Raw genomic sequence first — 5,834 nt, forward strand, 5'->3', positions numbered from 1 at the left:
TCGCCGCCGCGGTGGCCGCCGCCGAGGCCGCCGGGCCCGCCGACGGCGAGACCGTCCGCATCGACAGCTGGATCTGGGCCGTCCGTCTGATCAAGACCCGCTCCCTCGGCGCCGCCGCCTGCCGGGGCGGGCACGTGCACGTGAACGGCGAGCGGGTGAAGCCCGCCTACTCCGTGCGCGTCGGTGACGAGGTGCGGCTCCGGCACGAGGGCCGGGAACGGATCGTGATCGTCAAGCGCCTGATCCGCAAGCGGGTCGGCGCGCCCGTGGCCGTGCAGTGCTACGTCGACAACTCCCCTCCTCCCCCGCCGCGCGAGGCCGTCGCTCCCGTCGGCCTGCGCGACCGCGGTACCGGCCGCCCCACCAAGCGCGACCGCCGTGAACTGGAACGCCTCCGCGGCCTCGCCGGCCCGGGCGTCCCCGGAGGCTTCGCCGGCCTCACCGGTTTCACCGGACCGACCGGAACCGGTGGCCGGAGCGGGTCCGGCGGGCCTGGCGCATCGGGCGGACGCGGCGGGTCCGGTGGATCCGGTGGCCGTGGCGGACGCCGCGGCTCGGGCACCCCCGGCGGACACGGCCCCTCCGGCGGCCGCGGCACCGCAGGTGGCTCCGGTGACTCCGGCGGCCCCGGCGGCCGCGGGACCGGTGGCTCCAGTGGGCGCTCCGGCGGACGCTGAGCCGACGGACCTGCACATCGACGCGCCTGCACATCGACGGTCGTGCGCCTCGGCGGTCGTGCGCCTCGACAGGACCTGCGCAGCGGCGGCACCCGCACGCCGGCGGCGCCGGTATGCGTGTCAGCGTCGGCGCAGCAGCCGCAGCAGGTCCGCGGTGTGTGCGCGGCGGGTCCAGGCGATCAGGGCGAGCGGGACGATCAGGATCAGCGGGGTCGCCGCGTTCTGGCCGTCGAACGCGGCGAGCTGGACGACGAACGCCCCCGCCATGAGCCCGCTGAGAGCGACCGCCGCCACGGACTGCAACATCGGGACCAACAGCGCGACGGCGCCGGCGAGTTCCAGCGCGCCGATGGTGTACATGGCCCCGCCGCCCCAGCCGATCCTGTCGAAGGACTCGACGGCCGTCGGATGCGCTATGAGCTTGGGCAGGGCGCTGGCGACGCCGAAGAACAGGGCGAGCAGCACCTGCACCGCGCGCAGCGCGACCCGGGCTCCGCGCGCCCGGCCGGTGAGCGGGCCGGCGGAGGCCGCGGACGTCGTCGCGGAGTGGACGGGGACGGTGGTCTCGGACATGGGTGGCCTCCTGGTGCAGCGGTCCCGGTTGCGTTCACCGGGGTAGACCGGCCAGAAACCGAGAACTCATCGCCGTCCGCCGACACCGTGCGAACGAGTGGGGCATCTACGCCGCCGGCACCGCCCTCACCCACATCCCGTCCGGTGTCAGATACGCGTCCACCTCCAGTCCCGCTTCCGCCAGAGCCGACTCGAACTGCTCCTTCGTCAGGGGTCTGGCCAGGAACGTCTGGGTCCAGACCGCGTCCGGGAACTCGTATTCCGCGCGGACCGAGTTCACCCCCTCACCGGCCGGCTCCACGGACGCGATCCGCACGGTGAAGCCGCTCGGGTCCACCCGCTCCCTGGGCACGTCGGTGTGATAGTCCGGCCCCTCGCGCTGGATGAGCACACAACCGCCCTCGGCCACATGCCGGACGCAGGTGCGCAGCATGCCCCTGCGCACCTCCTCGTCACCGGCGTGCACCAGGAACGACGCGAGCATCACCACATCGAACTTCTCGCCCAGGTCGAGGTTTTCGATGGAGTCGCATATCGTGCGCGCCCCGCGGATCCGGGCCAGCATGTCGGCGGACTCGTCCACCGCCGTCACCGTGAAGCCGCGCTCCAGCAGCGGGTGGGTCACCCGGCCCACGCCACTGCCCAGTTCCAGGATGTGGGCCCCGGCCGGTACCGCCGCGGCGATGATGTCCGGCTCGTCGCCCACCGGCAGCCGGGCGTACAGCTCGACCGCGCAGCCGTCCGGGGTGATCGCACCGGGTCCCGTGCCCTCGTATCCGTCGCGCATCTCGATCCTCATGCCCGGACAACGGCCCGCTCCCGCACACCCGTTCCCGACCTCCCCCAGTTCACTCGTTCGAGCTATTCGGCCCGGAACGGGAACCATCCGTGCCCGATGTACCAATGACCGCCCGCCCGCAGATGGTCCCCGACGGCCCGCTCCACGGACGTACGGCGGGGCAGCTCGTCCACCGGCAGGTCCGGGTCCCCGAAGACGAACCGAACGGGCTCGGTGTCGGCGGGCTCGGTCTGCTCGCACGCGACGCGGAACCGTTCCTGGAAGCGGACGATGCGGGAGTGGGCCGGCAGGTACCGCCGCAACTGCGGGTCCAGCAGCCAGGAGTGGCACAGCACCGCCGCGGGCCGCTCCTGCGGGAAGTGCAGGGCGAAGAACTCCCGGGCCAGCGCCAGGGAGCGGTCACAGGCGGTCGGGGTCAGCGGGCCGTGGAAGTCGGGGATGTGCAGGTTCAGACAGGGTGTTCCGGGTGCCGCGTCCAGCCCGGCCGCCGCCGCCACCCGGGCGTCGCGGTCCCCGATCCGTGCCCGCTCGAACTGCAGCCGCCCCAGGTGGTACAGCTCGCCGCGGAAGTGCCGGACCAGCCAGCGCGGCGCCTGCACCCCGGCCCTGCCGTACCGTCGGCGGTGCAGCGCGAGCTGCCGGCCCAGGTCGGCCAGCGTGCGCCGGGACACCTCGGCCGGGATGCCGCGCGCCCGGTGGTACGCCTGGGTGCGCGGGAGCGCGGCCAGGAAGACGTACACCGGGAACAGGTCGGTCAGATCGGCCGGCGCCGAGGCGAGCAGGCCGTCGAGTGCGGGTGTGCGGCCCGTGTCCTCCGGTCCGCGGAAGACCTCCTCGACGCATTCCGCCAGGAGGGCGAGCGCGCCCGGATCCCCGGCCAGCCTGCGTCGCCGGGCGACGAGTTCGTTGATGTCCTCGTGCGGTACGGCCAGGTCGAGAAGGAGTTCGGGCAGGTCGTCGGCGTCCGGCAGCACGGGCGGTCCCCCTTCGGTGTCGACGGACGGCGTCCCCGCGGGCTGCCTCACCGGTCGGTCGTACCGCCGCGTCGAGTGTTGATGCACGTCGTCGTCGAAGAGTACGTTGCACACAGGAGTGGTGATCCGATGCGTACGGGCAGTGAACCGGCGACCGCGCGCAGTGCGCTGCGGGCGCGGTTCTGGCTGAGCCTGTGGGGGCTGGTCTGGGCGACCTTCGGCACGGCGGCGTTCGCGCTGGCGGGGCGTCCGGGCTGGGCGGTGGCCTGCGGAGTGCTGTGGCTGCTGATCACCGTCGACATGACCATGATCCTCCGGCACCTGCGGCAGGGTCCGCACTACCAGCCGGGCCGGGACGTACCGCCGTACCAGCCGCCGGACCCCGGACCGCCGTATCCCGGGCCGTCGCGGCACCGCCGTACGCGGCCTCACGGTCGTCCGTGACCGCACGGTCGTCCGTGACCGCACGGTCGTCCGTGACCGCGCCGTCCTTCGCGACCGCGCCATCACTCGCCGGAGCGTGCCGTCACTCCTCGAAGCGTGCCGCCTTCCGGTACTCCGGGTTGGGGTCGAGCGCCGCCGCCAGCCGGAAGTGGCGTTTGGCCTGCTCGGGGCGGCCCTGGCGCTCATAGGTGCGGGCCAGGGCGAAGTGGGCGAACGCGTTGTCCGGCTCACGTTCCAGCACGATGGTGAACTCCAGCTCGGCGGGCCGCAGTTGCGCCGCGGCGAAGAAGGCACGCGCGCGCAGCAGCCGGGCGGCGGTGTTCTCGGGGTGCGCGGCGATGACTCCGTCGAGCAGCTTCACCGCGCCCCGCGGGTCCCGCGCGTTGAGCAGCTGCTCGGCGGCACGGAAGTCGATGACATGCGTTTCCGGCGTACGTCCGGTGGAACCGCTGGTCTCGGGCACGGCAGAGTCCTTCCCTCACTCCAGCACTTCAACGCCCCGGTCCGGACCGCTATTCCGCGCCCGCGCCGCCCTGCCGGGCCCGGCGCGCGAGGTCGTCCCACACCTCGGCGACGCGCTTCCTGAGCGCGTCCAGGGGTACGTCGTTGTCGATCACGATGTCCGCGATCTCCCGGCGCTGCTCACGGCTCGCCTGCGCGGCCATCCGCGCGCGTGCGTCCTCCTCGGTCATCCCGCGCAGCCGCACCAGCCGGTCGAGCTGGGTCTCGGGGCTCGCGTCCACGACGATCACGACGTCGTAGAGCGGTGCCAGACCGTTCTCCGTGAGCAGGGGCACGTCGTGGACGACCACCGCGTCCTCGGCCGCGGCGCTCTCCAGCTCACGGGAGCGGGCGCCCACCAGGGGGTGGACGATCGCGTTGAGGACGGCGAGCTTCTCGGGGTCGGCGAAGACGATCGAGCCGAGCCGGGGCCGGTCCAGGCTGCCGTCGGCGGCGAGGATGTCCGCTCCGAAGGCGTCCACCACGGCCGCGAGCCCGGGCGTGCCGGGCGCCACGACCTCACGCGCGATGCGGTCCGCGTCGATCAGCACGGCCCCGTGCTCCACGAGCAGCCGCGACACCTCGCTCTTGCCGGCGCCGATCCCGCCGGTCAGGCCCACTGTCAGCATGAGCGGAAGCCTAGACGCTCCGCTCGGGGTGCGGTGGGGCAGGTGGAGCAGGCACCGCCGGTGCGGTCCCACGCCCCCGAAGGGGCACGCGGGTCAGTTGTCTCCCTCCCGTTCCGCCAGGAACCGCTCGAACTCCCGCCCGATCTCGTCGGCCGACGGGATCTCCACGGGCTCGGCGAGCATGTTGCCCCGCGTCTCGGCGCCGGCCGCCGCGTCGTACTGGTGCTCAAGGCCCTGGACGAGCGCGGTCAGCTCCTCGTCGCCCTCCTGGATCTGCCGGTCGATCTCGGTCTGCGTGCGGTGCGCGTCCGTGCGCAGGGAGTGGGCGACACTGGGCAGGACCAGGCCGGTGGCGGCCGTGATGGCCTCCAGGACGGTCAGCGCGGCGTCCGGGTACGGCGAACGGGCGATGTAATGCGGGACGTGCGCGGCGACGCCCAGGACGTCGTGCCCGGCCTCCATGAGGCGGTACTCGACCAACGACTCGGCGCTGCCGGGCACCTGGGCCTCCTCGAAGGGGCTGCGGTGGCCGGGGACGAGGTCGGTGCGGTTGCCGTGCGGGGTCAGGCCCACCGGGCGGGTGTGCGGTACGCCCATGGGGATGCCGTGGAAGTTCACGGCGAGGCGCACGCCGAGCCGCTCCACTATCTGTCGCACCGCCGCCGCGAACCGCTCCCACTCCACGTCCGGCTCGGGCCCGGACAGCAGCAGGAACGGGGCGCCGGTGGTGTCCTGGACGAGGCGGACCTCGATGGCCGGGACGTCGTAGCCGGTCCAGCGGTCCCGCTTGAAGGTCAGCAGGGGCCGGCGGGCCCGGTAGTCCACGAGCCGGTCGTGGTCGAATCGGGCCACGACCTGGTGGGGCAGTGAGTCGAGCAGCCGGTCGACGATCTGGTCGCCGGTCTCGCCCGCGTCGATGTATCCGTCGAAGTGGTAGAGCATGACAAGGCCGGCCGACTCCTGGGCGAGCGCCATGTCGACCACGGCGAGGCCCTTCGGCTCCCATGCGTACAAACCCTGCGGATCAAGCACTGTGACCGCTCCTCCTCGTGTTCCTCATCGACAACGCGCCCTGGAACAGGGGAATTCCCGCGACACGCCGCTGAGCAGCACTCTCTCGCGGGACATCTTGACGACCCGTCACCTGGTCCGTACCTTCACGAACGCTCGGTTCACCATGGCGACTTCAGTTCACGTATGAGAAACGACGCGCACCGGCCCCGACCATCCCAACCGC

8 protein-coding genes are annotated in these 5,834 nt (G+C 72.9%); 2 read left to right on the forward strand and 6 right to left on the reverse strand.

All coding sequences use genetic code 11. The features are described 5' to 3' along the window. Window positions 1-677, forward strand: a 677-nt coding sequence (locus CCN44_RS32780; protein ID WP_086701829.1) for an RNA-binding S4 domain-containing protein, incomplete at its 5' end; no start/stop codon positions are given. A 120-nt stretch (window positions 678-797) separates the two neighbouring features. Here CCN44_RS32780 and CCN44_RS32785 read toward each other — a convergent pair. From CCN44_RS32785 to CCN44_RS32795, 3 genes are all read right to left on the reverse strand, one after another. Next, window positions 798-1,250, reverse strand: coding sequence for a DoxX family protein (locus CCN44_RS32785; RefSeq protein WP_086701831.1), 453 nt, complete (start codon window positions 1,248-1,250; stop codon window positions 798-800). Between the two features lie 106 nt (window positions 1,251-1,356). Beyond that, on the reverse strand, window positions 1,357-2,037 hold the full coding sequence (locus tag CCN44_RS32790) for a class I SAM-dependent methyltransferase (protein WP_059248741.1): 681 nt from the start codon (window positions 2,035-2,037) through the stop codon (window positions 1,357-1,359). Between the two features lie 74 nt (window positions 2,038-2,111). Then, window positions 2,112-3,023 (reverse strand): acyltransferase domain-containing protein, encoded by a 912-nt coding sequence (locus CCN44_RS32795; protein WP_086701833.1) that lies wholly within the window; start codon window positions 3,021-3,023, stop codon window positions 2,112-2,114. Window positions 3,024-3,152: 129 nt separating this feature from the next. Between CCN44_RS32795 and CCN44_RS32800 the strand changes: the two genes are divergently transcribed. Beyond that, a complete protein-coding gene (locus tag CCN44_RS32800) occupies window positions 3,153-3,467 on the forward strand; it encodes a DUF6343 family protein (RefSeq protein ID WP_059248742.1) in 315 nt (104 codons plus the stop codon). 82 nt (window positions 3,468-3,549) lie between these two features. Here the strand turns inward: CCN44_RS32800 and CCN44_RS32805 are convergent, their stop codons facing one another. From CCN44_RS32805 to CCN44_RS32815, 3 genes are all read right to left on the reverse strand, one after another. After that, entirely contained in the window at window positions 3,550-3,930 is a 381-nt protein-coding gene (locus CCN44_RS32805) for a tetratricopeptide repeat protein (protein WP_059248743.1), read from the reverse strand. Between the two features lie 49 nt (window positions 3,931-3,979). After that, entirely contained in the window at window positions 3,980-4,597 is a 618-nt protein-coding gene (gene coaE / locus CCN44_RS32810) for a dephospho-CoA kinase (protein ID WP_059248744.1), read from the reverse strand. A 93-nt stretch (window positions 4,598-4,690) separates the two neighbouring features. Then, complete coding sequence (locus CCN44_RS32815; RefSeq protein ID WP_059248745.1) at window positions 4,691-5,629, reverse strand: PAC2 family protein; 939 nt, start codon at window positions 5,627-5,629, stop codon at window positions 4,691-4,693. Window positions 5,630-5,834: the final 205 nt, after the last annotated feature.

Source organism: Streptomyces tricolor (genome assembly GCF_002155905.1).
Classification (GTDB): domain Bacteria; phylum Actinomycetota; class Actinomycetes; order Streptomycetales; family Streptomycetaceae; genus Streptomyces; species Streptomyces tricolor.

Bases quoted from the DNA above. Each gene is read 5' to 3' on its own strand.
- CCN44_RS32785 (WP_086701831.1), bottom strand. From the start codon at position 1,250: ATGTCCGAGACCACCGTCCCCGTCCACTCCGCGACGACGTCCGCGGCC.
- CCN44_RS32790 (WP_059248741.1), bottom strand. From the start codon at position 2,037: ATGCGCGACGGATACGAGGGCACGGGACCCGGTGCGATCACCCCGGAC.
- CCN44_RS32800 (WP_059248742.1), top strand. From the start codon at position 3,153: ATGCGTACGGGCAGTGAACCGGCGACCGCGCGCAGTGCGCTGCGGGCG.
- coaE (WP_059248744.1), bottom strand. From the start codon at position 4,597: ATGCTGACAGTGGGCCTGACCGGCGGGATCGGCGCCGGCAAGAGCGAG.